The sequence below is a fragment of the Arthrobacter mobilis genome, assembly GCF_012395835.1.
In the GTDB taxonomy this organism is placed as follows: domain Bacteria; phylum Actinomycetota; class Actinomycetes; order Actinomycetales; family Micrococcaceae; genus Crystallibacter; species Crystallibacter mobilis.
The window spans coordinates 100,573-126,625 of sequence record NZ_JAAZSQ010000003.1 but is presented as its reverse complement, the minus strand read 5'-3'; the positions used below and the strand labels follow the sequence as shown (position 1 = coordinate 126,625).

Here is a 26,053-nt window from a genome sequence, read left to right as displayed (position 1 = left end):
GCCCTGCATTTCCGGGCGGTCAGCTGGCAGGCGCCCTCCTGCGGAGGCAGTGCGGCGAGACTGACCCGTGACCACGGGCACGGTTTGGCAAAGACCGGAGCCAAAACGCCTGCCGGCGCCTACCATGGTGATGCGGCCCGCCGGCCGAATCGGATCAGAGCCCTTCGCCGGCCGGGCCGCGCCACGTTGGCCTTCCGGTACCGGCTGCCTCGCTTGGCCCCAGCGGGTAGTCTTTCCGGCATGAGCCCGGACCAGCCAATCGAAGCTTCCATCTACATTGCCATCGACCTCGACATTACCGACCCGGAGGCGATGCGCAGCTTCGCGGTGGCCAAGGCCGAAACCCCCGAGCACATCGCCATGGCCTCGGCAGACCTGTATGCGGCCCTGGCCGTCTCGATGGACCCGCTGGCCATCGCCGAAGACGTTCCCGGCGTCCGGCTGCTGCGGGGCAAGGTCGAACCGGCGCAAGGGCACGGGGTGGCCGACCTGGCTCTGCCGGGCTTTGCGGGGGAGTCGGACGAGCGCGAGCCCGCGGCCACCGGGATTGGCGACGATCCGGTGGCCAGCCTGCTGGAGGCCTCGCGCCGGGTCACCGGGCTGAACCTGGATCTGCTGGGTGTCGATCAGGCTGCCGAGGAGGCGCAGCGCCGGCTCGCCGAGCACCGGGCCAGGGTGCTGGCCGGCCTGCTCTGGCATGCAGCGGCGGCCATGACCGATGAACTGTTCAATGATCTGGACCTGCTGCGGGACCGCACCCCCACCTCCGCCGACATCGACGAGACCTACGTGATCGCCAACCTGCCCCCGCAGTTCGCCCACCGCTATGACACCCGCTTCGCGGCGCGCTTCCTCACCATCTGCACCGACCTGTCGATGAACCTGGTGGCCGGCTGGAAGGAACCGTCCTGCGTGGCCCAGGAACTGGCCGTACGGTGCCTGCTGGCCGAGGCAGACTACCTGGCTGAGGAACTGGAGCTCGAGGCCGAACTGCCGCCGGACTGGCTGGGCATGCTGGAGAATGCGTTTCTGCGCTTCGCCGACTCGATGATGCTCTACGACCCGGCAATGGACGGTTTCGAGAACGACCCGGCGGCCAGCCCGGAGGGTGCTCCGTCGATGAAGTTCGAGGACTGGTTCAAGCCGTTCGGGCCGCACGACCATGTCCCCCCGTTCGCCGAGCGGGGCTGACGATACAGGTTGCCCGGGTGCGTGGGAAAATGGCCAGCACAGCTACCACCCACGAGAACCATGAGAACATCAGCCTCCCGAGCCCTATCTGCCGTTGCCGCCGTCCTGATCAGCCTCGGCGCTGCCGGCTGCGACGTCGGGATGCCTGCCCGGGAGCCGCCGGCAGGAACGGCCCTGGAGCAGCTGGAGAGCATACCGGTCAAGGGACGCGCCCCGCGCACCGGCTATGAGCGCGAAGAGTTCGGTGACGGCTGGCTGGACCCGGACCGCAACGGCTGCGACGCCCGCAACGACGTCCTGGCACGCGACCTGGTGGACGAGACGTTCAAACGCGGCACCGGCAACTGCATCGTGCTCACCGGCACCCTGACCGACCCCTACACGGGCACCGTCATCGACTTCGTCCGCGGGGACCGGACCAGCGCAGAAGTCCAGATCGACCACGTCGTCCCACTGGCACTGGCCTGGCAGACCGGCGCGCAGCAGCTGGCCCCAAAGCAGCGCGAGGCCTTCGCCAACGACCCGTTGAACTTGCTGGCCGTGGACGGGCCCACCAACAATGCCAAGTCCGACGCCGATGCCGCCACCTGGCTGCCGCCGAACCGGGCCTTCCGCTGCCGGTACGTGGCCCTGCAGACGGCAGTCAAGGCCAAGTACGGGTTATGGATGACCCCGGCTGAGCACTCGGCCATCAAACGGATCCTTACCTCTTCCTGTCCGGACCAGCCGGTCCCGGAGGCTCCGGGCGGGGCCGGGCCGGCCAGTAGCGGATAAGAACCTGTGGAAGCGGTCCGGGATCAGGCGGCGCATCAGCGCAGGCGGTTCTCCGAAAGCGCCGGGGGACACCTTCGGGGAAGTGGGCGGGGAAATGCCCTCCGACGGTGACGAGTCCGCCGGCTGAAGCCGCCTCAACCCTGCTCGAGCAGGCTGCGCAGGCCCGCCAGCCAGCGGCGCTGGAAGGGGCTGGTCCGGGCTTCCCAGGCGCGGCCGATGCCGGCTTCCACCATCTCCTGCTCCCACAGGTTTTCGGCCGCGAGGGCGGCCACCGTCATGTCAATGCGGCGGCTGTCGCCGGGCGGGAGGTTGGAATCCACCGCGGCCGCCCCGATGGAGGGGCGCACTGCGGCATCGAACAGCGCCGGCAAGGTGACCCCGACCAGCCCGGGTCTATCGCGCAGGTACTTCACGGGATTCGGGGTATCAGGCAGGTGGGAGAGCAGCAGGTTCACCGCCCCGTCCTGCCGGGGCGGATCCACCAGACCGCGGCGGAGCCAATCGAACATAACGGGGTAGTGGGCGATGCGGTCCCAGTTCCGCGGGGAGCGCTGGTAGAGCTCGGACCAGACGGTCACGAAGACGGGCAACCCGCCCGGGAACAGCTTCGGGATGGCTTTGGAGGCGAACGGCCTGGGGACTGCAGTCAGTTTCGCTGCCCGTTCGGCCCCGATGCAGGCCATGTGGGCAGCGAGCGCGCACTCGTAGTGCCGGTCCAGCTCCCCGTGCCAGTGCCCTTCCGGGGATCGGGAGCCGTGCGGGGCATCGGCGATGGCCTGGAACAGGGCAGAGATGTCCTTCCGGTGCCGGGCCACTCCGGTACGGTCTGTCCCGATGACGGTCATTACCGCGGGGAAGTCACCGGCACGGATCGCATCCACAATTGGCGGACTGACAGAGCCAGGGTGCATGGCGGGATCATCCTTTCTCGACAACGGGGGGCTGCCGCTTCAAATTTCCAACCCCGGGAAGAAGAAACGGAAGCGCCGGGCACCCGGCGCTTCCGTTTCCGTCCTTCACCTGGCGTCAGGCGCGCCAGCGCAGCCGGCTGTCCGCGGCCGATGTCTTGCAGGTGTAGGTCCGGCCGTTGGTACCGATGCCCTTGTAGCCCGCCACTGCTTACGCGCAGTACGCCCCGGGGCGCACACGTTTGACGGTTTTTGCCGGGGCAGTGTCCTTCACCGGGGGCTTGGACGGAGAGGTGGTCTTCCCGCCGGCGGGCTTGATCGGGGTGACCTTGACCGACTTCTGGCCCGGGCAGGAGGAGAGCACCCGTTTCATCGCGGACTTCTCCGCCGAGGTGACCGACAGGGCATACTTCTTCTTCACCGCGATCTGGGTGGCCACATAGGTGCAGCGGAAGGACTTGTTTTTCGGCAGCCAGGCGGAGGCCTCGCGGTCTCCCTTCTGGCGGTTCGCGGAAGCGTCCACGGCAAGCAGGTTCAGCGGATCGTTGGCGAAAGCGGTCCGCTGGGCGGTGGACAGCTTCCGGGCGCCGGCCACCCACGCCTGGCCCAAGGCGACGACGTGGTCGATGTCGACCTTGTTGCCGCCGCGCACATGGCTGATGGTCTTGCCTGTGTAGGGGTCTTTCAGAGTCCCGGTGGTGATGACGCAGTCGCGGGTTCCGGCCTTGAAGCGGTCGCGGGCCAGGTCCCGCTTGAGGATGTCATTGCGGGTGTCGCAGCCGTTCTTGTTCGTGTCGGACCAGGCGGGGCCGAACTTGTCGCGGTCATAGCCGGTTTTGGCGGCCTTGCCCTTGACCGGCAGGGTGTTCAGTACCGACGCAGCGGACGGCCCGGTGGCTTTCGGGCCGGCAGCGCCGGCCGGTACGGCAGCGAAGCCGCCCAGCAGCAGTGCTCCGGCGGCGGCGAGGGCCGCCAGCGGGCGCGCCAGATGGACTTTGAGCATGTTCGTGTTCCCCATGTGTGCGGCAGATTGGGCAAAGACCTGCGGTGCGGATTGGCTGGGATTGATCCTGCCACAGTGCACCGAGCCACGGCCTCCGCAACACCGGGGGTGCCGGCCGCAGGAAAAAGCGCCCCGGCCGGATGACCGGCGGCCGGGGCGCTTTCACCATGGCGGTACGGCCGGCAGCTTAGGCCGCGGGCTGCTCCTGGACGTCACCGGAGTCCGTTTCCTCCGTGGCGCCGTCGGTGGTGCCACCCGAGGTGGTTTCGTCACCGGGGACAGTTCCGTCCGTGGTGTCATCCGACGCGGCGTCGTCGCCGGCTTCCTGCTCCGCGGCCTCCTCCGCTGCCGCTTCCTCGGCTTCGCGGGCGGCCTCTTCCTCGGCCTCGCGCAGTTCGGCGGCACGCTCCTCGGCCTGGCGGGCCTCGCGGGCGGCCTTCTTGGCGGCGTCAGCAGCCTGCTTGGCCGCCTTCTTCGCTTCGAGGGCTGCCTTCTTCTCTGCGACCTTCGCAGCTGCCAGCGCCTTCTTGGCGGCTGCGGCTTCCTTCTTGGCCGCGGCGGTTGCCTTCGCCTTGAGCTTCTTCTCGGCGGCGGCCAGCTTCTTGGCTTCGGCCTTGGTCTTGGCCGCTGCCTTCCTGGCCTCGGCGGCTTCCTTCTTCTCTGCAGCCTTGGCCTTGGCCAGCGCCTTCCTGGCTTCTGCGGCTTCCTTCTTCTCGGCGGCGGCAGCCTTCTTCAGGGCAGCCAGCTCCTCGGCGGAGTAGGAACCGTCGACGGCGGCAACGGATGCGGGCTTGGGCTCGGCTGCGACGGCGGCACCGGCCCCGCCTGATACGAGGAGGCCTGCGGCCAGGGCAACCGAGGCGATTTTGGGAGCGAGTGGCATGGGGGTTGTTTCTCCGTGCTGTGCGTAGTGAATGGCTCGCTGGCCGGAGCAGGCACCGGAACGAACCTTCGCGGCCAACGTTCCAAGTTTAGGTTAAACGTCTAAGCTTTCATAGACTCCGGAAAAAATCCGTGAGGCACGCCGGACAGCCGGATAACCGGGCCGCACTCGGCCCTGACCAGCCCGGACGGACGATCCGGAAATAACATGGCCGCCGTCCCGGTTTCCCCCAGAAGGATCCGCCTTTCGTGATTCCCGGGAGGACACCGTGACCAGGATCCAGATCATTATGGGTACCACCCGGACCGGTCGCTTCAGTGAAAGGGTGGCGCCGTGGGCGGTGCAGCGGCTGAAGGACCGCGGCTTCGAGGTGGAACTGGTGGACCTGCGGGATTACCCGCTGCCCTTCTTCGACCAGAAACCCCCGTCGGTCACCTTGCGCGACTACCCGACGCCGGAAGTGGCAAGACTGGGCCGGAAGCTGGACGAGGCCGAAGGCTTCGTCATCCTGACGGGCGAGTACAACCACGGCTATCCGGCGGTGCTGAAGAATGCCATGGACCATACCTTCATCGAGTGGAGGCGCAAGCCGGTCGCCTTCATCGGATGGGGCGGCGTCGGCGGCGCCCGGGCGATCGAGCAGCTGCGCGAGGTGGCCGTCGAGTTCGAGATGGCGCCGATGCGTCACGCCGTGCACATCCTGCCCGAGGACATCCGCCCCGCCATGAAGTCGAAAGACCCTGGCGATTTCAGCGTGTTCGAACGGATCGAGCCGAAGCTCGCCGCCCTCGCCGAGGGGCTGGAATGGTGGGCCCGGACCCTCTCCGCCGGCCGGGCGGACTGAAGCTGCGGGCCGCCGCGGCGGCGGACACCTTCCGACGCAGATACATTCACCGGGGGACAGGCTTAGAGGCCGGTGACTACAGTCGTTCCGCAGCCTGCCTCAATTGGTGGCTGCCCGGCGCCGGCGATCAGGATTCCCAGGGGAGCGGAGCGGTGCGGCCTCAACATCAATCGCGTCGGCGACCTTCCGAGGCTGGGCACAATGCCGCTTTCCCTTGGATTCATGTTGATCATCCATTTCACGCAGGACGGCCTGTCCGCCGGAATCCCCGACGGCAGGCAGCCCTTCCAGCGAGTCGAATGCGCTGGCCCGCAAATGCTCCATTTTCTGGCCGGTCTAGTCCGTGCCCCCGTCCATATCGGATACATCAGACAGCGCCCGCCCACAGCGCCTTCTTGAAATTCAGCCCCGCCCAGCGAACAGCGGCGTCCACGGACCGCCCCCGAACCCGGATTGAGGGACCTCGGCCGTACGGCGGTGGAAAGGGACCGACACTGGCACCTCCAGGCTTCAATGCGCCGGATCTTGAAAATGATTTGGCTTCGGCGTGAACCAACTTGTATCCGGGATCACCTCCCGCCGGTCTCCAAGGGAAGAGTCGAACCTCATTGTCCGCACCCTCGCGCGGGCGAATATGTTGCCGCAGGTCGGAGCCGCCTGTCCACCCCTGCCAGCAGGTTCGCCTCTTTTTGCCCGCAAGTAACTCATTCTCTTTGCGAATGGCAAGCATGCTGATGTAACGATTAAGTTGCAACATTCCCTAGAGATTGGAGCAAGACATGTCGTCGTTTCTGAAAGCCAGGGCCCGCCGGCTGGCTGCAGGGGTCGCCGTTGCAGGTATGGTGACCGCTGGAGTCGGTGGAGCCGCTTCGGCCCACGAAACGCAGGATCCGTTCGTCTCCATCGCGGCCGAGGATGTGACCATCACCCCGGCTCCAGTCGAGGAAACCACTCCGGTCGTCGAGGACGGCACCGCCGGCGATGCCCCCGTTGCGGAAGAACCCGCCCCGGCACCGGCCCCCGGTGATGAGCCTCCGGTGGAGGAGGCGCCCGCGCCGGCGCCAGGTGAGGGCGAAGTGCCTGTCGGGGAACCGGCCCCCGAGCCGGCCCCGATCGAGGAGCCTCCGGTGGAGGAAGCACCTGTCCAGGAGCCGGCCCCCGAGCCGGTCCCGGTTGAGGAGCCCCCGGTGATCGAGGAGCCGGCCCCCGTCGAGGAAGAGCCGATTGAGGAAAAGCCGGCTCCGCAGCCGACTGCCGAGTGGAAGGTGGTCAAGGCCGAAGCTGATGCTGAGTGGAAGGCCGCCAAGGCGCAGGGCCGGACCGATTGGAAGGCCGTCAAGGCGGAAGGTAAGGCCGAATGGAAGGCCGCAAAGTTCGCTGAGAAGGGCGGCGACCAGGGCGAGTAATCCACCCGATCCGCCAGTCAGGGGCGGTCTCCCGTTGGGGGAGGCCGCCCCGTGGCGTGCGGGACAGATCACGCACTGGCGGGACGGTTCCGGTGCCCGGAAGCTGCCCTTGGCCGCGATGCCCATGGCGGCGAAGACAATGGTGTCGGCCCGGACAGCTCTGGTACGGCCGGTGGTGGCTCGGGGCGGAGGGAGCAACGGGACGACGCGGCGTCTTGCTGTGGAACCGGGGGAGCGGTCCACGGCGCTCCCCGCCCGCGCTGTGCTTCGACTCGACGCAACGGACCCCTGGGAGGGGTGGGCCAGAATGCGAGCGAAACGCGCCACGAGGGTTCAGTCGGCCGGGGCGTGTTCGTCCAATGCCAGGAGCAGCGGCCCGGATCGCGCACCGGTGAGTTTCCCGTGCCGCGCCGGTCTATACGCTGGGACCGACTGATGGAAGGCTGGCGCCATGCGGAAACTGGTCTATGGCATGAACCTGACCCTGGACGGCTACATCGCCGCGGCCGGCGACGACATCGGCTGGAGCGGGCCGAGCGAGGAGCTGTTCCAGTGGTGGCTCGACCGGGAGCGGGCGAGCGGCCTGTCGCTGTACGGGCGCAGGCTGTGGGAGACGATGAGCTCCTACTGGCCGACCGGCGACCAGCAGCCCAACGCTACACCAGCGGAGATCGAGTTCGCGCGGAACTGGCGGGAGACGCCGAAGGTGGTGTTCTCCTCGACGATCGACAAGGTCGACTGGAACACCCGCCTGGTCACCGGCGACGCGATCGCCGAGATCACCCGGCTCAAGGCCGGGGACGGCGGCCCGATGGGCATCGGCGGGGCAACGCTGGCCGGGGCGGCCATGCGGGCCGGGCTGATCGACGAGTACGCGCTGGCCACCTATCCGGTCCTGGTGGGCGGCGGCACGCCGTTCTTCACCGCGCTGGACAGCTGGGTGAACCTGGACCTGGTGGAGACGCGGACGTTTCCCGGCGGTGTGGTCCTGACCAGGTACGAGACGAGGCGCTGAGCGCGAATCCTCTGCGCGGTCGAAAATTGCCACCTCGATTGAGAACGGACACAGTCAATCAGTCGCAGGGGGAGCACTCCCGAAACGTTAGTTGACATAATGTAGATTATCGGCGTTTTAATGAGAGCCAAGCGGGCACCGCACAGCGGCTGTTCGCAGGCATCCAAGAACCCGGTTCAGGTGCATTGGGTGCCCGGCATACCGGTCCTCGAAGGTTCCACCCACCGGCAAGGCGTTGGCCCGTGGTTTGTCCGGCTGCGCTGAGCGGCCGGATGCGTGCACCGCACGCTGCGAAGGCCAGGTCATGAACGGCATTAACGACGGCGCTGCCGCAGGAAGGCAGTCGTCCTAAAGTACTGGCCCGCATCACTGACCAGTACCCAAACCGCGCCGGCATCGAAGCCGCCGGACCTGGAGCCGCAGCGACGATCCCACCCAGGTTGACATAATCCTCCGTCGATCCTGCGGCTCTCTTTTCACCGATGCGGTGACGCGCGGCAGTCTGTTGCCGTGCCGTCCCGAAGTGTGCTGGAATCCGCGACTTGGCATGGCATCCCGGCGTACCTTTCCCGGCAACGTCCTGACGGCCGCACATCCGAACAGTCCGCATGTTCCGTGGCTACTCACCACCCGTGGCCATCATCACCCGGCCGGTCAGGCACTCCCCTGCGGCAATCGAGTGCCGTGCAAAGGAATCCTGGGTCGAATATGCAGTAGGCCGCCGTTGTCATCGTCGACGTCCGCATCCTCCCCCGGTCAGCTGCGGACATAGGCCGCCAGGTGTTCGCCTGTGAGCGTGGAACGTGTCGCAACAAGTTCAGCAGGCGTGCCCTCGAAGACGATCCGGCCGCCGTCGTGCCCGGCGCCGGGGCCGAGGTCGATGATCCAGTCGGCGTGCGCCATGACCGCCTGGTGGTGCTCGATGACGATGACCGACTTGCCGGAGTCGACGAGCCGGTCCAGCAGGCCGAGCAGCTGCCCGACGTCGGCCAGGTGCAGGCCGGTGGTCGGCTCGTCGAGGACGTAGACATCGCCCTTCTCGGCCATCTGGGTGGCGAGCTTGAGCCGCTGCCGCTCGCCGCCGGAGAGTGTGGTCAGCGGCTGGCCGAGCGTGAGGTAGCCGAGCCCCACGTCGGCGAGCCGGTCGAGGATCTTGTGGGCGGCCGGCGTACGTGCCTCGCCGGCGCCGAAGAATGCCTCGGCCTCGGTCACGGACATCGCGAGCACCTCGGTGATGTTCCGGCCGCCCAGCGTGTACTCCAGCACCGACGCCTGGAACCGCTTGCCGTCGCACTCCTCGCAGGTGGACTCGACGGTGGCCATCACGCCCAGGTCGGTATAGATGACGCCGGCGCCGTTGCAGGCGGGGCAGGCACCCTCGGAGTTGGAGCTGAACAGCGCCGGCTTCACGCCATTGGCCTTCGCGAACGCCTTGCGGACCGGCTCGAGCAGCCCGGTGTAGGTCGCCGGATTGCTCCGCCGGGAACCGCGGATGGCCCCCTGGTCGATCACCACCACGCCGTCGCGGCCGGCGACGGAGCCGTGGATCAGCGAGCTCTTGCCGGAGCCGGCGACGCCCGTGACCACGCAGAGCACCCCGAGCGGGATGTCGACGTCGACGTTCCGCAGGTTGTGCGCCGACGCGCCGCGGACCTCCAGCGTGCCCGGGGACGAACGCACCGCCTCCTTGAGTGCCGCGCGGTCGTCGAGGTGCCTGCCGGTGAGCGTGCCGCTGGCGCGCAGCCCGTCGACGGTGCCCTCGAACACCACCTCGCCACCGGCAGTCCCGGCGCCTGGGCCGAGGTCGACGACGTGGTCTGCAATTCCGATGGTCTCGGGCTTGTGCTCCACAACCAGCACCGTGTTGCCTTTGTCCCGCAGCTGCAGCAGCAGGTTGTTCATCCGCTCGATGTCATGGGGGTGCAGGCCGATCGTGGGCTCGTCGAAGACGTAGGTGACGTCGGTGAGCGATGAACCGAGGTGGCGGATCATCTTGGTGCGCTGCGCCTCTCCCCCGGACAGCGTTCCCGCCGGCCGGTCCAGCGAGAGGTACCCCAGTCCGATCTCCGCGAACGAGTCGAGCAGGTGCCGCAGCCCTTTGAGGAGCGGGGCCACCGAGGGTTCGTCGAGGTCCCGGATCCAGCCGGCCAGGTCGGTGATCTGCATCGAGCAGACGTCGGCGATGTTCTTCCCCTTGATCTTCGACGACAGCGCCTCCTGGCTGAGCCGGGTGCCGCCGCACTCGGGACAGGTCTGGAAAGTCACGGCCCGCTCGACGAAGGCACGGACGTGCGGCTGCAGCGCGTCGAGGTCCTTGGAGAGCATGGACTTCTGGATCTTCGGGATCAGGCCCTCGTAGGTGAGGTTGATGCCCTCAACCTTGATCTTGGTCGGCTCCTTGTAGAGCAGGTCGTGTAGTTCTTTCTTCGAGTACTTGCGGATCGGCTTGTCCATGGTGAAGAAGCCGCTGCCGCTGAAGATGCGCCCGTACCAGCCGTCCATGGAGTAGCCGGGGACGGCGAGCGCACCTTCACTCAGTGACTTGCTGTCGTCGTACAGGGTCGAAAGGTCGAAGTCGGTGACTGAGCCCATCCCCTCGCAGCGCGGACACATGCCGCCGAGTCGGTTGAAGGTGGCTTTCTCGGCCTTCGTCTTGCTGCCACGCTCGATGGTGATCGCGCCGCTGGCCTTCACCGAGGGGACATTGAAGGAGTACGCGTTGGGCGAGCCGATATGCGGCTGCCCGAGCCGGCTGAAGAGGATGCGCAGCATTGCGTTGGCGTCGGTGGCGGTGCCCACGGTGGAGCGGGGGTTGGCGCCCATCCGCTCCTGGTCGACGATGATCGCCGTCGTCAGCCCTTCCAGCAGGTCGACCTCCGGCCGCGACAGCGTCGGCATGAAGCCCTGCACGAAAGCGCTGTAGGTTTCGTTGATCATCCGCTGTGACTCCGCGGCGATCGTGCCGAACACCAGCGAGCTCTTGCCTGACCCCGAGATACCGGTGAACACCGTCAGCCGCCGCTTGGGGATCTCAAGATGCACGTCCTTGAGGTTGTTCTCCCGTGCGCCCTGCACGCGGATCAGGTCGTGGCTGTCGGCGACGTGCAGCGCAGGCGGCTGCGTTTCCGTCCTCGTGGCCATACTCATCGGTGCCTCCATCTGTTGATGCACAACCGCCCCGCGGTCGCGGCCTGGGTCCGCTGTCTACCTTATCGGCGGCCCCGGCAGAGGCAACGGGAGGGGGGAACTTCTCCCCTGCGGTCTCAGGCATACTGGTGACGGAGCGGCCGCGCGGTGATGCCTCACCGCTCCCCGGCTGCCGCACCAGCAAAGGAGCCGCAGCATGAAGCGGGACCGTCTGGAGGGCCCTGTCCGCCACAGGCGCCGGCCGCCGTCCACCGCAGCCGGGGACCCGGACCAGCGGCGGGTGGTCGGGATCCTGGCGGCTGGCCAGGTCCTGGGCGGCGTGGGGATGGGTGCCACGCTCTCCCTGGGATCGCTGCTGGCAGCAGCGATCTCCGGCTCGAACGCGTTCTCCGGCATGGCCGCGACCATGAGCACGCTGGGCGCAGCACTCCTGGCCGTCCCGCTGGCCCGCCTGGCCCAGGCCCGCGGGCGCCGTGTGTCGCTGTCAGCAGGTGCTGTCACTGCTTCCCTGGGTGCAGTCCTGGCCATTACGGCCGCGGCGGTGAGGTCCTTTCCGCTGCTGCTTGCCGCGCTGCTGATGCTGGGTGCAGCCTCCGCCATCAACCTGCAGGCCCGCTTCGCGGCCACCGACCTGGCCAGTGACACTACCCGTGCACGGGATCTGTCGCTGGTGGTCTGGTCAACGACCATCGGGGCAGTACTCGGACCCAACCTCTTTGAACCAGGGGAAGCGGTGGGCGCCATGCTGGGACTGCCCGAGCTGTCCGGGGCGTTCGCCTTTTCCGTCCTGACCCTGGCTTTGGCCGCCGTCGTCTTCGCCGCGGGCCTCCGGCCCGACCCGCTGCTCACCGCGCTGGCTAGGAATCCCGCCGGGGCGGGGCCTCCCCGGCGGGCCGGCGCGCTGGCCGTGTTGGGCTCCAATCCCCGGGCCCGCTTCGCGGTCGCGGCGGTAGCGCTCAGCCACGCCACCATGGTGGCACTGATGTCCATGACGCCGGTCCACCTGTATGAACACGGAGCCACTCTGGCGGTGGTGGGTCTGACCATCAGTCTGCATGTGTCAGGGATGTACGCCCTCTCGCCGGTCTTCGGCTGGCTGGCGGACCGTGCCGGACGGCTGCCGGTGATCCTGCTGGGCCAGGTCCTGCTGCTGTCCGCCCTGCTGCTGGCCTGGGCCGGCGCCGGGTCCCGTCCAGCCGTCACGGCCTGCCTGGTTTTGCTGGGCCTGGGCTGGTCCGCGTCCGTCGTGGCGGGTTCGGCCCTGGTCGCCGAAGCGGTCCAGGTCGAACACCGCGCCACCGTGCAGGGAACCTCGGACCTGGTCATGAATGCGGCGGGAGCTTCCGCCGGTGCCCTGGCCGGACCGGTGCTGGCCGCCGCCGGCTACTCGGGTCTGGGGCTCGCCGCGATGGGACTGGCGGTCCTGGTCATAGCCTGGGCGGGCACCTCCGCCCGGCACCGTCCGCGGGCGGAGCACCCTCCGGCCTGACAGACGTCTCACGGTGCGGCAGGCCGGGCCAGGAACCCGGTGACCGCCCGGGCACCGGAGGCCGTCTGGGCACCGTGGCGGAGGATGAACGCAATGGCGTCCTGCTCGGTGGCCGGCGCGCCCCGCTCCAGGAACAGGCCGGTGCGGAAGTGCTGGGAGTCCGGCAGCATCAGGGTCGAGTACAGGACATCGGCATCGCGCAGCACGGCCTGCACCCGGTCCGGCGGTTCCGGCCCATACGGGAAACAGCTGCCTTCGATGACCTCGGCGATCCGGCCGGCAGCGGTAAAGCCCAGGTGCTCCCGGGCGGCCGCCACGGCAACGGCGATGTTCACCCGATCGTCCGGGGCGGAGAGGTAGCCCCAGTCGTGGAAGAGCGCGGCCAGGAATACTGTGTCCGTCTCGTCCGGAGTCAGGCCTTCGGCCTGGGCGAGGTCCAGGGCTGCCAGGGCGACCACGAACAGATGCGGGGTTCCGTGGTAGGGCAGGTCAGCTGACGGGTTTGCGTCCACGGCAGCCATCACCTCTCCGGCATGATCCGGGAAGCGGGCGCGGAGCTCGTCCAGGCACCGCTGCCGGCGTTCCAGATCAATGGGACGCATCCCGGTCGCTGCCATGACATCCTTTCGACGGCGTACCTCCAGTGTCGCCCCAAAGGGACCGGACGGCCGCTGCTCCCGCAGCCGTCCGGGGTCCGCGGCTCCTAGGAGCCGATCTTCATCATGTCCCACCCGCCGACGCCGATGGTGAGGCGCTTCTGGAGCTTCTTTCCGGAGACCGGGTAGTAGTACAGGTTGCCCTTCCGGTCACGGGCCAGGATGCCGGCCTGACCCGTCGTGACGTGGCTTTCGATCGCGGAGAGGTGCTCCATGACGTTCCAGCCTGCCTTGTCGGCGAAGCGGCGGGTCTCGGAGGTGATCCTGCCCTTGCCGTTGGATCGGTAGAGCTTCAGGTCGCCTTCGGGGGTTTTGGCGATCAGGTCCATCTTGTTGTCCTGGTCAAAGTCCAGGGCGATCAGTTCCTTGCCCCTCCAGCTGGTGCTGCTGGCCAGTTTCCGGGGCTCGTACATGCCGCCGGCGGGGTTGGTGTAGTAGTACAGCCTGCCATTGCGGTTCCTGGCGACGATTCCCGGATGCTCGTCGGTCGTCTTCCAGCGGGTGACGATGATCTCGTTGTTCTGCCAGCCGCTTGTACCCAGGGTTGTCCGCTTGAAGCCGCCGTTCTTCCTGCCGTAGTCGACAGTGAGCCTGCCGTCCGTCCAGTTGGCGACAAGGTCCTGGTAGCCGTCCGAGTTCCAGTCGGCGATCTCGACGGTGAGCGAACTGCCCCACCCGCCCGAAACATAGGTGCGCTCGTACAGGTCCCCGCCCTTGGCGGACGGGTAGATGTAAAGGATCCCGTCGGGGGCCACGGCGGCGATGTCGCCTGCCCTGGCCTTGGGCAGGACGATGGGGATCGGCCTGGAGTTCAAGTCACTGGCCAGCAGGACCGGCATGTCGTAGGCGTAGTGGGTGACTCCGGGCAGGACGGTCATCTGCGTCCTGGTAAAGCCGAGGCCCTGGTAGATCTTCCGGGCGCGCCGGGCGGTATCCAGGGCGGACCATCCCGCCAGGGTCGTGCCGCCCGCCCCGTCGAGGCTGCCGCTGATCCAGTGCAGCCTCATCTTCTTCACGGCTGCCGGCGGGGTGGTCTGCATCCCCCTGTACCCGCCGCCGCCGACGATGGTGGCCCCGCCGCCCTTGATCCAGCCCTGGCGGTCGGCCAGCACTTCGAAGGTAATGAACTCGGCCCCGCCGGAGTAGCCGTGGAACCAGATGCGGCTGGCGTCCAGTCCGTATCTCTTGATCAGCATCGCCGCGAGGGAGCGGAAGTAGTCACCGTTGCGGTCCTTGTCCTCCCACCAGGTGATCCCGCCCTTTTGGTCCGGGGTGATAACCGGGACCATGATCATGTTCTTTTTGGCCGCTTCGGCGGCCATTTTCGTCATGGTTGGCCCGGTGGGGTGGTGGACGTAGGACTGGGACGGGTAGCTGTAATCGCCATGGAAGACAAAGACGACGCCGACGGGCTTCGAAGTGTCGATGCCGTCGGCGTAGACGTGGTATTTACTGCTGGCGCCGTTGGGGGCGGTGTAGGTCTGGTAGGTCGCGCTGCGCGGCGCCGCCGCCTGAGCCGGGGTACCGGCAGCCAGGAGTGAGGCGAGCAGGGCGGCGCTGATGATGGCGCCCAGGAGGGTGCGGAGAGGTGTCTTCATGTATCCGGATCCGTTCGTGGTGATGCTGATGCCGCCGCGCGCCCGGGCATGGAGTACCCGGGCGGGACTGCTGCCGGAGACCATGCCTATGTCTGGCACCGGGCGCTGCCCTCCACGAACGCAAAAGGCTTCGGGGTAACCTGAACCTCCCGCGACGGGTGCTGTCGGTTACTGGCTATATCGGCAGCCACCGCCGCCGGGTAAGGTGACGGGCCGAACGCCGTCACGGAGAGGAACGGCTGACGACGTTTGCCGGACCTTGGCCGTCAACTCCTTGGGAGGCCGTCCATCAGGATCCTGCCTGATGCGCCGCGGAATAACGGCTACGATGATGAAGCGATTGAGCGCCTTCCGGGCAGGTTCTGTACCCGCGGGACCGGCGTAGGATTTCCCCATGCCGTCCTGTGCACCGGCCCGGGCACGGCGCAGCTGGCAGGCGGCGCCGCTGGTCCTGCTGCTGGCTGCCTGCGCGGCCGCCTGCACCCCGGCCGGGCCGCCGGACCGCACAGGCACCGCCCCCGCCGCCTCATCGCACTCCCCTGCCGCCGGCCCGGTGGCCGTACAGATTTCCCAGCGCCGCGGCCAGGAGGCCAAACGCAGGTTCATCCTGCAGGTGGCCAATACCTCCGGCCGGCCCCTGGTCATTGAGGCGGCGGCGGTGCGCTCGGTCTTGTACGACGGCGACGCCGCCTGGGTTCCGGTGCGGGCCGGCGGAACCAGGCTCGGCCCGGGCCGGACGGTCAGCCTGGCGGTGGACCTGCCGGCGCCGCACTGCCGGCCGCCGGAGAGCAGTTCCGCACCGCCCCGCAGCGACGCCGCGGAACCTGGCCCGGAGGCCGGCGCCGTGCTCACCGTCGATGGTGGATCAGGACCGGCCCGGCTGCAGGTGGCCGCTCCGGATCCGTTCGGCGTCCTGGCCCGCAGCCACAACCAGGACTGCCTGGCCGAAGCCGTTGGCCGGATCGCTTCGCTGAGCCTGGACCCGCAGCTCAAGCGCGCCGGGTCCCGCACGGCGCGTTCCGCCATCGTCAGCGTGCGGATTGTCCCGGCCGGCGGCACCGGTACCCTGAGTATCGAGTCCCCGGCCCCCACCACCTTGCTCGGGGAAGACCCGGACCACCCGTGGCCGCGCGGTATCGTGGTGGCCGGCAGGGATGCCCCGCGCACGCTTGAACTGCACATTGTCCCGGCGCGCTGCGATGCGCACGCCGTCGCCGAAGACAGGCTCGGCACGAAACTGCCGCTGCGCCTGACCGCCGGCGGCTACCGGGGCGTGCTGCGGCTGGAGCCCCCGCCGGAACTGGCCCGGGCGGTCTACTCCTTCATCACCGCTGCCTGCCGCACGCGGCAGGATGGCGGTCAGTAGCCCCTGGCATTCACCGACATCGCCGACAGCAGGTAGCCAATGAGGACCGAGACCGGGACCAGCCAGCCGCTGATGACCATAATCCGGTAGCGTTCCTTGTCGTCCACCACCCGGTTCCCCTTCGGATGGCTGAAGGCGATGGAGTCGCTGGCCAACAGAAAAACGATGGCGGACACCAGCGCCACGCCCCAGGACAGGGCCGCGATCACATCCAGCAAACCAAACATAGCTCCGGTTATACGCCTGCCGTACCGGTGGCACAAGGATTCCCGGGACACTGGCGCCCTTAGACTGTCCGGGTGGCCACTTCCGAACTCTCTGCCCTCCGGAACCTGGTGCTCCCGCTGCTGGAGGCCGGCGGCACCGTCCCGATCGTCCAGCTCGGCCATCCGGTCCTGCGCCGGCCGGCCCTGCCGTTTGACGGCCAGCTCGACGACGCCGAACTGGCCGCGCTGCTGGAGCTGATGCGCCGCACCATGCACGCCGCGCCCGGCGTCGGGCTGGCCGCGCCGCAGCTGGGCATTCCGCTGCGCATCGCCGTGCTGGAGGACAGCTTTGAAACGGATACGGAGACGGCTGCAGTCCGGGAACGGGCACCGCTGCCCTACTTCGCCATGATCAATCCTGGCTATGCGCCGGTGGGTCCCCGGACGGCAATGTTCTACGAAGGCTGCCTGTCCTTCGCAGGATTCCAGGGCGTGGTCGAACGCCACCGTACGGTGCGGCTGGACTACCGGCGCCCGGACGGCAGTGCCGCCACGGAGGAATTCACCGGCTGGCCGGCGAGGATTGTCCAGCACGAAACGGACCATCTCAACGGCATCCTGTACGTGGACAAGGTCCTGACCCGTTCCCTGGCCGGCGACGACGAATACGCCCAACGCTGGTCCGAACCGGGCATTGGCAGGGCCCGCGCCGGGCTGGGTTTCTAGCGCTCGCAGCCTCCCCGCCCGCTTCGCGCGCGGGGACCCCTGGCAGCTCTCTTAAGCCGCTACGATAAGGCGTGCCTTCCGACCCGCTTTCCGCTGTCCGTTTCCTGCTCTGCCCCGTCTGTGCCGCCGACATGGTGGCCAACGGGCAGCGGGCCGCGGACGGCATACGCTGCACCGAGGGCCACCGGTACGACGGCGCCCGGCAGGGCTACGTGAACCTGCTCACCGGCCGCGGCACCTCGTTCGTTCCTGATACAGCAGCCATGGTGGCGGCCCGCGACACCTTCCTGGCCGCCGGCGGCTATGAACCGCTGGCCGAGGCCCTGGCCGCCGAGGCCGCCCGGCTGCTGTCCGGCATCGCCGCCCCGGCAGTGCTCGACGCCGGAACCGGCACCGGCTACTACCTGGCCAAGGTCCTGGACCGGCGTCCGGATGCTGCCGCAGTGGCCTTGGACATTTCCAAATTCGCGCTGCGGCGTGCCGCCCATGCCGTGCCCGCCGCCCTCTGCCTGGTCTGGGACATCTGGCGTCCGCTGCCGCTGGCCGCCGGCTGCGTGGACCTGGTGCTCAATGTCTTTGCCCCCCGCAATGCCGCCGAGTTTGCGCGGGTGCTGGCCCCGGGCGGACATCTGCTGGTGGCCACACCGGCACCTGGCCACCTGGCACAGCTGCGCAGCATCCTCCCGCTGCTCGGTATCGACACGGACAAGGCCGCCAGGCTGGCGGATTCGCTCTCCGGGCACTTCGAGCAGGTCTCCGCCGCCGCGGTCAGTGCCGGGCTGGAACTGGATGCCGGGGCCGTGGAGCAGTTGGTCATGATGGGACCGAACGCCCATCATGTCGATGCCGCCGGTATCCGCTCCGCGCTCGCCGGCACCGGCCTGCCGCTGGCGGTGGAGGCGCGGTTCACTCTCAGTGTGTTCCGCAAAAAAGAAGGCAGAGGCTGACAACCAGCCCCCGGACGTTACAAGTTGGCCACGGTTGCCGGTTTTCCCCCCTCCGCCCGGCAGTTCCCCAGCGGCGGCCGCTCCGATAATGCATGATGGAAACAGTGGAAGGGGAAAACCATGCTTGACTGGCTCGTGGCCAACAGCTGGGTACTTTGGCTGGGGTTGTTCCTGCTGCTGGCTATCGTCGAAATGATGACGCTGGACTTGTTCTTCATCATGCTCTCCGGCGGATCGCTGGCCGCGCTCGCCGCCGGCCTGTTCGGCAGTCCGTTCTGGGCCCAGGTGGTGGTCTTCTGCCTCGTTGCCCTGCTCATGGTCCTGTTTGTCCGGCCCGTGGCCCTGCGGCACCTGAACAGGGGCCCGGCGGACCTGCGCACCAATGTGGAGCGGCTGATCGGCGAAACGGCGACGACGCTGGAGGCGGTCACGGACCACTCCGGCCTGGTCAGAATCGGCGGCGACACCTGGACCGCGCGCTCCAGCGACGGTTCGCTGATTCCGGCCGGACAGCGGGTCGAAGTGGCACGGATCGACGGAGCGACGGCAGTGGTCTCCCCTTCCGGAAAGCCACTGAACAACTATGAAGCGGGGGAAGCATGAACGGCGATACCGGCCTGTGGATCGTCCTACTGGTACTGGTCGTATTCGTGGTGATCGTGCTGGTGCGGTCCATCCGGATCATCCCGCAGGCGCGGGCCGGCGTGGTCGAACGCCTGGGGAAATACCAGCGCACGCTGAATCCGGGCCTGACCGTCCTGATCCCCTTCGTGGACCGGCTCCTGCCGCTGCTGGACCTGCGCGAACAGGTGGTCTCCTTCCCGCCGCAGCCGGTCATCACCTCGGACAACCTGGTGGTCTCCATCGATACGGTGGTCTACTTCCAGGTCACGGACCCGCGGGCGGCCACCTACGAGATCGCCAACTACATCCAGGCCGTCGAACAGCTGACCACCACCACCCTGCGCAACCTGGTGGGCGGGTTGGACCTGGAACAGACGCTCACCTCCCGGGACCAGATCAACGGACAGCTGCGCGGCGTCCTGGATGAAGCCACCGGGCGCTGGGGTATCCGCGTCTCCCGGGTGGAGCTCAAGGCGATCGATCCGCCGCACTCGATCCAGGAGTCGATGGAGAAGCAGATGCGCGCCGAACGCGACCGCCGCGCCGCGATCCTGACGGCCGAAGGCACCAAGCAGTCGGCGATCCTCACCGCCGAGGGCCAGCGCCAGTCGGCGATCCTCAAGGCCGAGGGCGATGCCCAGGCCGCGATCCTGCGCGCCGACGGTGAGTCCCAGGCGATCCAAAAGGTCTTCGAGGCCATCCACAAGGGCAACCCGACCCAGAAGCTGCTGGCCTACCAGTACCTGCAGACCCTGCCCAAGCTGGCGGACGGCTCTGCCAACAAGCTCTGGATCATTCCCAGCGAAGTGGGCGAGGCACTCAAGGGCATCGGCAGCGTGCTTGGCGGAACCCCGGACGGTGCGCACGAGGCGGCGCCCCCGGCAGGGGATGCTCCCGCCGTCCGGACACAGTCCGAGCTCTGAGCCGGGGCACTCCTTTACCCGCTGGCACGTTCGGTACTATAATTGGTTGTTTGCCTGAGAAGCTGAAGCGCACGAGGCCAGGCGGCGGGCCGGGAACAGTTGTTCCGGTGCCGTCGTTGAACCTAGTGCGGGTTTTGGGCCGTGCGGCACAGGCCTACCGAGACTAGAGGGAGAGATCATGAGCGATCGTAGCCTGCGGGGTATGCGCCTCGGAGCGCAGAGCATGGAGACGGAATCCGGTGTGGAGCCGGCTCCGCGGCAGCGCGTGGAGTACCGTTGCGAAGACGGCGAGCAGGTCTTCGTCACCTTCGCCGCCGAGGCTGAGATCCCTCCGACCTGGGTTTCCAAGACCGGCAAGGAAGCGGTGCTGGTCAACGGCGAGAAGCCCTTGGACAGCAACGACAAGCCGGTGCGTACCCACTGGGACATGCTGCTGGAGCGCCGCAGCATCGAGGAGCTTGAGCAGATCCTCGAGGACCGCCTGAATGAGCTGCGTGCCCGGCGCGGAGAGCGCCGCTCCGCGTAGCAGCACCTGCACGGCAGCACACGGCCGGCAGCAAGACGAACAGGAGGGGTACCCGCCAGGGTACCCCTCCTGTTCGTCTGCCTGCGCCGCAGCGCTAAGGATCGTCAGCCGGCCGTCCTGCCGGCCAGCCTGCGCCAGCGGGAGGCCAGGCCCCATTTAGTGACCAGCAGAATCGACTCCAGGACAATGCCTGCGTGCATCTTGGACTGCCCGTACTCGCGCTCGACGAAAGTGATCGGCACTTCGCGCACGCCGAGCTTGTTCTTGAGCGTCTTCCACGTCAGGTCCACCTGGAAGCAGTACCCGACCGACTCGACCGAATCCAGCCCGATCCGGCGCAACGTGTCGGCGCGGAAGGCGTTGAACCCGCCGGTGATGTCATGGATGCGCACCCCCAGCAGGATCCGCGAGTACAGGCTCCCGCCCCGGGAGAGCAGTTTGCGGTGCAGCGGCCAGTTGACCACTTTGCCGCCGGGGACCCAGCGCGAGCCCTTGACCATGTCCGCGCCCTGCTCGAGCGCACCCAGCAGGCGGGGCAGCTCTTCGGGCTGGTGGGAGCCGTCAGCATCCATCTCCACCAGTACGTCGTAGCCCTTCTCCAGGCCCCACTTGAAGCCGGCAACGTAGGCGGCGCCCAGGCCTTCCTTGCCCCGGCGGTGGAGCACATGGATCGCCGGGTCCTCGGCGGCCAGCCGGTCCGCCAGCTCCCCGGTGCCGTCCGGCGAATTGTCGTCCACCACCAGCACATCCGAGCCCGGTACCGCCTTCCGCAGGCGGGAAACCGTCAAGGGGAGGGACTGGATTTCGTTGTATGTGGGAATGATGGTGACGACCCGCACTCACTAGCCTTTCATAGGGTTCTCTGCTGCCGCAGGTTTGCAGGCGCCGCGCAGGCCGGCGCGAAAGGCCAGGCTGCGTAAAGCTCCGTGGGCGCCAACATTCCACTATAGGACATCAGGCTAGCGGGCCCTCCAAGGGCAGGTCTGTGCACCGTGGGGCCGAGCCGCCGCTTCCCCGAAAACCGAAGGCTCGTTATCTGCGGACACACAGACCTACCCGCTGGAGGTCCCGGTCCGGTGGCGGCGGCTTCCGACCGCGCCAGATGACACGTCCCTGGGCCTTGCCCCGGGCCGGAGCGGACCGTAATTCCGTAGAGTGCACGGTCCGCTGGTCCAATAGCTTACGGGCTCTCCGGCCGGTGTCAATGGTCCGCTGACCTGTAGTTATGCCCATAACTGCAGGTCAAGCCAGCGCGCCGCCGTCGAAAATCACGCTGCCGTCCACCACCGTGCGTTCACAGCGCGGCAGCTGTCCCGCGCCGAGCGAGGGCAGTAGCGGCGTGCCGGCCCTGGCATCGGTGCTCCAGGCGGACACCCGGTTGTCGGGGGTCTGCACCGACAGCTCCTCCACGTCCCAGACGGCGAAGGTTGCCGGGGTGCCCGGGGCCAGTTGCCCCTCCAGCGGGTTCCGCTCCCCCGCGGCCCGCCAGCCGGCGCGGGTATGGGCCAGGAAGGCCGCACGGGCCGAAACACGCTCCGCCGGGTTGTGGTGCTCCAGGCAGGCGCGGACGGCGGCCCAAGGGTCCTGGGCGGTCACGGGGGCATCCGAGCCCAGGCAGACCGGGACGCCGGAGGTCTGCAGCGTGCCGATGGCGTTCATCGCCAGGGCGCGTTCGGTGCCGAGCCGCGCCGCGTACAGCGAGGAATCCCCGCCCCAGTACGCATCGAACAGCGGCTGCATGCTGACGCTGATCCCGTAGTCCAGCAGCTTCCCGACGGCGCCGGGCGGGAGCATCTCCACATGTTCGAGCCGGTGCCGGCCCGCCCGGACCGCTGCCTGCCCCACCCGCCCGGCCGCCAGCTCCAGGGCCTCCAGCACCCGGTCCAGTCCGGCGTCGCCGATGACGTGGAAGCCTGCCTGGATCCCGCCTTCGGTACACAGCTCCACGTGCCGGGCAGCCTCCTCGGTATCCAGGAACAGCGCCCCGGACTCTCCGGGAGCGTCCGCATAGCCGCCATGCACGCAGGCGGTGTGCGAGCCGATGCTGCCATCCATGCCCAGGTCCCCGGCCAGCCCGCGCAGCCGGCCGCCGAACAGTTCCACCAGCCGGTCCCGCTCCTCGGGCGTGCGGACCAGCTGGCCCCAGTACGGCAGCACCTTGGGCAGTTGCCGGGGCCCGGAGCCGGCCAGCTCCAGCAGGGACAGCAGGTCCTCGGCCGGGCCGATATGCGGTGCGCCCATTTCTGCCACAGCGACATAGCCGCGCGAGCCGGCATGCCGCAGCGCGCGCTCCTGCACCTGCCGCCGCCGTTCCGGCGCCAGCTTCCGGACGGCGGCGCGGGCGCGTTCAAGCGCCACGGTCCGCACCTGCCCGGTGGCGGTCCAGCCGTCGGCGTCCTGCAGGCCGGTGCGGGCGGCCAGTGTGCCGGAAACGACGGCGGAATGGACGTCCGCACGGCTCAGGTAGACCTCGCGGCCGCCTGAGGCCCGGTCCAGTTCATCCGCGGTCGGCGGCCGGTTCTCCGGCCAGCGCGTCTCGTCCCAGCCGTGGCCCAGGACGGGTCCGGCTTCGCGGGCCGCCTGCCCGGCCACCAGCTCCAGCACCTCCTGGACGGAGCCCGCCGCGGACAAGTCCAGGGTTTCGAGGGCAAGGCCGGCCTCGGTGGTATGCACGTGCGAATCGACGAATCCGGGGGTGACCAGGCGTCCGCCCAGGTCCACGATCCGCATGCTGCTGTCAGCGATCGAGGTTGCCGCGTGCTCGGACCCGATCCAGGCGACGGTGCCGCCGTCGACCAGCATGGCCGTGGCGTACGGATCGGCGGGGCTGTAGACCGAACCGTTGCGGTACAGGACGGGGCCGGGATGTTCCGGACCGGACGGCGGCACGGAGGCGCTCATGGAACTCCTTTGATTCAAGGGCGTGGGGAAGCTGCCGGGCGCAACCGGCAGCGTTGTGCAGAGTCAGGCTGTGCGGAGTCAGTCCGAGACTCCGGAGTAGGCGACGACACCGCGGCGCACCAGCCGGATGGCATCACGGCAGAGCCCGGCCAACCGCGGCTCCAGGCCGGGTACCTTGGCCAATTGGTCCAGCAGGTCGATCACCTGCTTGGCCCAGCGGACGAAATCCCCGGCGGCCAGGTCGCTGCCCTGCAGTGCGGCCTGGAGACCGCGCCCGCGGGCCCACTTGTAGATCGGCCAGACCAGGCCGAACTCCGGTTCGCTGCTGAGCGGCAGGCGGTGCTGCTCCTCCAGTTCGGTCAGCGCGGCCCATTCACGCACCGCGGTTTCCACCGCCGTTTCCATCGCGATCCCGGGCATCCTGGGGCGGATCCCGGTGTCTTCCCGCTTGGACTGGTACACCAGCACTGAGACGAACGCTGCCACCTCGGCCGCGTCGAGGTCGTCGAAGGCACCGCGCTCCAGGCACAGGGCCACCAGCAGGTCCCGGTCCCCGTAGATCCGCCGCAGCCTGGTACCGGCAGGGCTGATGTCGACGCTGCCGTCCGGCTCGGCGGCCAGGTACCCGTAGGCGGCCAGTACCTCACACACCCGGTCGAAGGTTTTGGCGATGGTGTTGGTGCGGCCCTGGATTTGGGACACCAGCTGGTCCGTCTCCCGGCGCAGCTTGTACCAGCGTTCGGCCCAGCGGGCGTGGTCCTCGCGTTCGCTGCAGCCATGGCAGGGGTGGGCCTTGAGCTTGCGGCGCAGCTCGGTGATCTGCCGCTCGTGCCGTTCGGATCCGGGGATGACGAAGTCGCGGTACTCGGCGCCGCGCCGGGGCGGCCGGTGCTCGTGCAGGGCATTGCGGATGGACGAGGCCAGGTCCCGCCGCGACTTGGGGCTGCGCTCGTTGAAGGTCTTGGGCACCCGGATGCTCGAGACCACTTCGACCGGACCGTCGAAGTCCCGGACCGACAACTTCCGGACCTGCCGGTCCAGCGTCAGCACGCTGGGACGCGGCTCGTGCCCGGAAAAGTCGGTTTCAAGGACGACGGCGTAGCCCTCGCTGTGTCCGCCGGGCACCTCCACTATGTCCCCGCGCCGCAGCCGCTCCAGTGAGTCCGCCGCGGCGTGCCGGCGGTGCCGGGACCGCGAGGTCGCCGACTCGTGCTCGGCGTCCTTCAGCGCCCGCCGCAGGCTGGCGTACTCGGTGAAGTCCCCCAGGTGGCACGTCATCGCGGTGGTGTAGCCGGCCAGGGCCTCCTCCCGGCTGCGCACCTGCTTGGCCAGGCCCACCACCGAGCGGTCCGCCTGGAATTGCGCGAAGGAGGTTTCCAGGATCTCCCGGGCCCGGGGACGGCCGAACTGGGCGATCAGGTTGATGCTCATGTTGTAGGTCGGCCGGAAGCTGGAGTTCAGCGGATAAGTCCGGCGCGAAGCCAGGCCTGCCACCGCGGCCGGATCCGTACCCGGCTGCCAGAGCACCACCCCGTGGCCTTCGACGTCGATGCCGCGCCGTCCGGCGCGGCCGGTCAGCTGGGTGTATTCGCCGGCCGTGATGTTCACGTGCGCCTCGCCGTTGAACTTGTCCAGCTTCTCCAGTACCACGGTGCGGGCGGGCATGTTGATGCCCAAGGCCAGGGTTTCGGTGGCATAGACCGCACGGATCAGCCCGTCCGCGAACAGCTGTTCCACCACCTCCTTGAAGGCCGGCAGCATGCCCGCGTGGTGGGCGGCGATCCCGCGGACCAGGCCCTCCCGCCAGGTCCAGTAGCCGAGTACGTCCCGGTCCTCGTCCGGCACGTCCCGGGTGGCCTCCGCCACCCGGTCGGCAATGATGTGCCGCTCCCGCTCGGTGGTCAGCACCAGCCCGGACTCCAGGCATTGGCGCACAGCGGCCTCGCAGCCGTTGCGGGAGAAAATGAAGGTGATGGCCGGCAGCAACCCCTCTTTGTCCAGCCGGGCGATGATCTGCGGCCTGCTGGCCTTGGGCACCCGGGTCACCGGCTGCACCGGCCGCCCCGGGGCTCCGCGCCCGCGCCGGCTGCCGGGACGGCCCCAGCCGGCACTGCGGTTGAGCCGGTGTTCGGAGTTGGCCAGCTTCAGCAGTTCCGGGTTGACCGTGTACCTGCTGTCGGCACCCGCCGACCCCTCCGCGGAGGCCGGTGCTGCCTCGTCGAAGGCGACCTCCGACGCAAACAGGTCGACGATGTCCTTTCCCACCATCACGTGCTGCCAGAGCGGGACCGGACGGTGTTCGGAGACGACGACGTCGGTGTCCCCGCGCACGGTATCCAGCCAGGCGCCGAATTCCTCGGCATTGGACACGGTGGCCGAGAGCGAGACCAGCTGCACCTCGGCGGGCAGGTGGATGATCACTTCCTCCCAGACCGCCCCGCGGAACCGGTCCGCCAGGTAGTGCACCTCGTCCATGACCACATAGCCGAGGTCCGCCAACGTGTCGGAGTTGGCGTAGAGCATGTTCCGCAGCACCTCGGTGGTCATGATCACCACGTCGGCATTCGGATTCACCGAGACGTCCCCGGTGAGCAGGCCCACCCGTTCGGCCCCGTAAGTGTGCGTCAGCTCGTTGAACTTCTGGTTGCTCAGCGCCTTGATGGGCGTGGTGTAGAAGGCCTTGAGGCCGCGCTGCAGGGCCAGGTAGACAGCGAATTCGCCGACCACGGTCTTGCCTGCACCTGTGGGGGCGGCGACCAGCACGCCGCGGCCCCGCTCCACCGATTCGCAGGCCTCGCGCTGGAAGGGATCCAGCTCGAATTCGAGGGTCTGCGTAAATTCGTACAGGCGGGTTTTCCGGAAGGCCGCTCTCTCGGCTGCGGCACGGTACCGCTCGGATGGAGAACTCATAGTAGAAGCC

The 26,053-nt window shown here is 68.3% G+C and carries 22 protein-coding genes; 12 read left to right on the top strand and 10 right to left on the bottom strand.

Features of this window, described 5'->3' with window-relative positions:
- The first annotated feature begins 240 nt into the window (after window positions 1–240).
- Together HGG74_RS05375 and HGG74_RS05370 are read left to right on the top strand one after the other, a co-directional pair.
- On the top strand, window positions 241–1,191 hold the full coding sequence (locus HGG74_RS05375; RefSeq protein ID WP_168485319.1) for a hypothetical protein: 951 nt from the start codon (window positions 241–243) through the stop codon (window positions 1,189–1,191).
- A gap of 60 nt (window positions 1,192–1,251) precedes the next feature.
- On the top strand, window positions 1,252–1,965 hold the full coding sequence (locus HGG74_RS05370) for an HNH endonuclease family protein (protein WP_168485318.1): 714 nt from the start codon (window positions 1,252–1,254) through the stop codon (window positions 1,963–1,965).
- 134 nt (window positions 1,966–2,099) lie between these two features.
- Here the strand turns inward: HGG74_RS05370 and HGG74_RS05365 are convergent, their stop codons facing one another.
- The 3 genes from HGG74_RS05365 to HGG74_RS05355 all read right to left on the bottom strand — a co-directional run bounded on the left by HGG74_RS05365 (window position 2,100) and on the right by HGG74_RS05355 (window position 4,759).
- Window positions 2,100–2,876 (bottom strand): hypothetical protein, encoded by a 777-nt coding sequence (locus HGG74_RS05365; RefSeq protein ID WP_168485317.1) that lies wholly within the window; start codon window positions 2,874–2,876, stop codon window positions 2,100–2,102.
- Window positions 2,877–3,084: 208 nt separating this feature from the next.
- A complete protein-coding gene (locus tag HGG74_RS05360; RefSeq protein ID WP_246262662.1) occupies window positions 3,085–3,891 on the bottom strand; it encodes an HNH endonuclease family protein in 807 nt (268 codons plus the stop codon).
- Window positions 3,892–4,063: 172 nt separating this feature from the next.
- Window positions 4,064–4,759 carry a hypothetical protein gene (locus tag HGG74_RS05355; protein WP_168485316.1) on the bottom strand — a complete coding sequence of 232 codons (696 nt, stop codon included), beginning with the start codon at window positions 4,757–4,759 and terminating at the stop codon, window positions 4,064–4,066.
- A 268-nt stretch (window positions 4,760–5,027) separates the two neighbouring features.
- Between HGG74_RS05355 and HGG74_RS05350 the strand changes: the two genes are divergently transcribed.
- The 3 genes from HGG74_RS05350 to HGG74_RS05340 all read left to right on the top strand — a co-directional run bounded on the left by HGG74_RS05350 (window position 5,028) and on the right by HGG74_RS05340 (window position 8,024).
- Window positions 5,028–5,603, top strand: coding sequence for an NADPH-dependent FMN reductase (locus HGG74_RS05350; RefSeq protein ID WP_168485315.1), 576 nt, complete (start codon window positions 5,028–5,030; stop codon window positions 5,601–5,603).
- A gap of 779 nt (window positions 5,604–6,382) precedes the next feature.
- Window positions 6,383–7,009, top strand: coding sequence for a hypothetical protein (locus HGG74_RS05345; RefSeq protein WP_168485314.1), 627 nt, complete (start codon window positions 6,383–6,385; stop codon window positions 7,007–7,009).
- Window positions 7,010–7,460: 451 nt separating this feature from the next.
- Window positions 7,461–8,024: a dihydrofolate reductase family protein gene (locus HGG74_RS05340; protein WP_168485313.1), complete on the top strand. Its 564-nt coding sequence runs from the start codon at window positions 7,461–7,463 to the stop codon at window positions 8,022–8,024.
- A 756-nt stretch (window positions 8,025–8,780) separates the two neighbouring features.
- Here HGG74_RS05340 and HGG74_RS05335 read toward each other — a convergent pair.
- A complete protein-coding gene (locus HGG74_RS05335) occupies window positions 8,781–11,171 on the bottom strand; it encodes an ATP-binding cassette domain-containing protein (protein ID WP_205761409.1) in 2,391 nt (796 codons plus the stop codon).
- A 196-nt stretch (window positions 11,172–11,367) separates the two neighbouring features.
- Between HGG74_RS05335 and HGG74_RS05330 the strand changes: the two genes are divergently transcribed.
- A complete protein-coding gene (locus HGG74_RS05330) occupies window positions 11,368–12,660 on the top strand; it encodes an MFS transporter (protein WP_168485312.1) in 1,293 nt (430 codons plus the stop codon).
- An 8-nt stretch (window positions 12,661–12,668) separates the two neighbouring features.
- On the opposite strand, the gene HGG74_RS05325 is transcribed toward HGG74_RS05330, so the two are convergent.
- Together HGG74_RS05325 and HGG74_RS05320 are read right to left on the bottom strand one after the other, a co-directional pair.
- A complete protein-coding gene (locus HGG74_RS05325) occupies window positions 12,669–13,277 on the bottom strand; it encodes a hypothetical protein (protein ID WP_246262661.1) in 609 nt (202 codons plus the stop codon).
- Between the two features lie 86 nt (window positions 13,278–13,363).
- Complete coding sequence (locus HGG74_RS05320) at window positions 13,364–14,914, bottom strand: hypothetical protein (protein ID WP_168485311.1); 1,551 nt, start codon at window positions 14,912–14,914, stop codon at window positions 13,364–13,366.
- Between the two features lie 394 nt (window positions 14,915–15,308).
- Here HGG74_RS05320 and HGG74_RS05315 point away from each other — a divergent pair, with 394 nt between their 5' ends.
- Entirely contained in the window at window positions 15,309–16,280 is a 972-nt protein-coding gene (locus HGG74_RS05315; protein WP_168485310.1) for a hypothetical protein, read from the top strand.
- On the opposite strand, the gene HGG74_RS05310 is transcribed toward HGG74_RS05315, so the two are convergent.
- On the bottom strand, window positions 16,274–16,507 hold the full coding sequence (locus tag HGG74_RS05310; protein ID WP_168485309.1) for a hypothetical protein: 234 nt from the start codon (window positions 16,505–16,507) through the stop codon (window positions 16,274–16,276). The genes HGG74_RS05315 and HGG74_RS05310 overlap by 7 nt on opposite strands.
- A 72-nt stretch (window positions 16,508–16,579) precedes the next feature.
- On the opposite strand from HGG74_RS05310, the gene HGG74_RS05305 reads away from it, so the two are divergent.
- From HGG74_RS05305 to HGG74_RS05285, 5 genes are all read left to right on the top strand, one after another.
- Entirely contained in the window at window positions 16,580–17,212 is a 633-nt protein-coding gene (locus tag HGG74_RS05305) for a peptide deformylase (protein ID WP_168485308.1), read from the top strand.
- A 71-nt stretch (window positions 17,213–17,283) separates the two neighbouring features.
- Window positions 17,284–18,159: a methyltransferase domain-containing protein gene (locus HGG74_RS05300; protein WP_312856748.1), complete on the top strand. Its 876-nt coding sequence runs from the start codon at window positions 17,284–17,286 to the stop codon at window positions 18,157–18,159.
- Window positions 18,160–18,279: 120 nt separating this feature from the next.
- Window positions 18,280–18,762: an NfeD family protein gene (locus HGG74_RS05295; protein ID WP_168485307.1), complete on the top strand. Its 483-nt coding sequence runs from the start codon at window positions 18,280–18,282 to the stop codon at window positions 18,760–18,762.
- Complete coding sequence (locus HGG74_RS05290) at window positions 18,759–19,706, top strand: SPFH domain-containing protein (RefSeq protein WP_168485306.1); 948 nt, start codon at window positions 18,759–18,761, stop codon at window positions 19,704–19,706. The genes HGG74_RS05295 and HGG74_RS05290 overlap by 4 nt, the downstream gene beginning before the upstream one ends.
- Window positions 19,707–19,884: 178 nt before the next feature.
- Window positions 19,885–20,232 carry an RNA polymerase-binding protein RbpA gene (locus HGG74_RS05285; protein ID WP_168485305.1) on the top strand — a complete coding sequence of 116 codons (348 nt, stop codon included), beginning with the start codon at window positions 19,885–19,887 and terminating at the stop codon, window positions 20,230–20,232.
- A gap of 104 nt (window positions 20,233–20,336) precedes the next feature.
- On the opposite strand, the gene HGG74_RS05280 is transcribed toward HGG74_RS05285, so the two are convergent.
- The 3 genes from HGG74_RS05280 to HGG74_RS05270 all read right to left on the bottom strand — a co-directional run bounded on the left by HGG74_RS05280 (window position 20,337) and on the right by HGG74_RS05270 (window position 26,043).
- A complete protein-coding gene (locus tag HGG74_RS05280) occupies window positions 20,337–21,071 on the bottom strand; it encodes a polyprenol monophosphomannose synthase (protein ID WP_168485304.1) in 735 nt (244 codons plus the stop codon).
- Window positions 21,072–21,474: 403 nt separating this feature from the next.
- Entirely contained in the window at window positions 21,475–23,133 is a 1,659-nt protein-coding gene (locus tag HGG74_RS05275; RefSeq protein ID WP_168485303.1) for an amidohydrolase, read from the bottom strand.
- Between the two features lie 78 nt (window positions 23,134–23,211).
- Window positions 23,212–26,043, bottom strand: a complete 2,832-nt coding sequence (locus HGG74_RS05270) for a DEAD/DEAH box helicase (RefSeq protein WP_168485302.1) — start codon at window positions 26,041–26,043, stop codon at window positions 23,212–23,214.
- Window positions 26,044–26,053: the final 10 nt, after the last annotated feature.